The 870-nt window shown below is 42.0% G+C and carries 2 protein-coding genes; both read right to left on the bottom strand.

The window, feature by feature from the left end; all coding sequences use genetic code 11:
- Positions 1 to 328 (bottom strand): type II secretion system protein (locus ACS8FD_RS18380; protein ID WP_439276908.1); only part of this gene is annotated, 328 nt, incomplete at its 3' end.
- A 13-nt stretch (positions 329 to 341) separates the two neighbouring features.
- Positions 342 to 870: TetR/AcrR family transcriptional regulator (locus ACS8FD_RS18375; RefSeq protein ID WP_439276907.1), on the bottom strand; the 529-nt coding region annotated here is incomplete at its 5' end.

Raw genomic sequence — 870 nt, 5'->3', positions numbered from 1 at the left:
GGGACTCACTACTACCGACTGATACAGCAATCATGCCAGCAAATATAGACAAGATAACCATGACCACCATGATTTCGACTAGAGTAAAACCAGTCTGTGAACGTGCTAGTATTGGCAATACAGTTTTTGAAGAAGGTACTTGATTAGGTAATGCTTGAAAATATTTTTTTTGCGAATAGCTTTCTTGAGGCTTAGGAGATTGACAACAGCGATGACAATGACTGAATTTTATAGCCATGTCGTTATTTATACTAGACAGTTTATTGCCTAGGGGACAAAAGGCATGCTCGACCACTGAGCGGGAATGAGTCTTTACAGTGATCGGCATGTTATACCTGTTATTAATAAGTCGTATTACGATGTTCTTCTGATTCTGTATCAATTTGCTCAACCAATTCTTGCATGTCTTCATCCAATACATCTTGGTCCGTCGCATCAGCTGGATAATGACTGGGTAACTCAAGCATCTGCTGCACAAAGACATAACGTAGAGTATCGCGGCGACCTAAATAACGCTGATAAAAACTAGAGTTCAATAGCCCAGCCCCGCCTTGACCCATCGCCCAAATGGAAGACAAATAATCACGAGTGCTCAAACTGCTACGTTCATCTTTTAGATAAATGCTGATAATATCGAGCAGACGCTTCATACGCTGGCGGCGAATATCATATAGCTCACCGAACAGACGATTGAGACCAGTCACTGAAGCTGCCAGACGTTCTTCTATTTGATTGAGCAGCATGGCTTTTTGTGGATTGAGCAGCTGCTGAAATATCATCCGCGCAATCCCTGCCGATGGACAATCATCAATACGATTTATCTCAAACAGCTGCTCTTCATAACGAATAATAATACGCAGATACAGCTCA

It is taken from the genome of Psychrobacter sp. 1U2 (genome assembly GCF_051847575.1).
The sequence above is the reverse complement of the archived record's forward strand: the minus strand, read 5'-3'. Positions and strand labels throughout refer to the sequence as shown.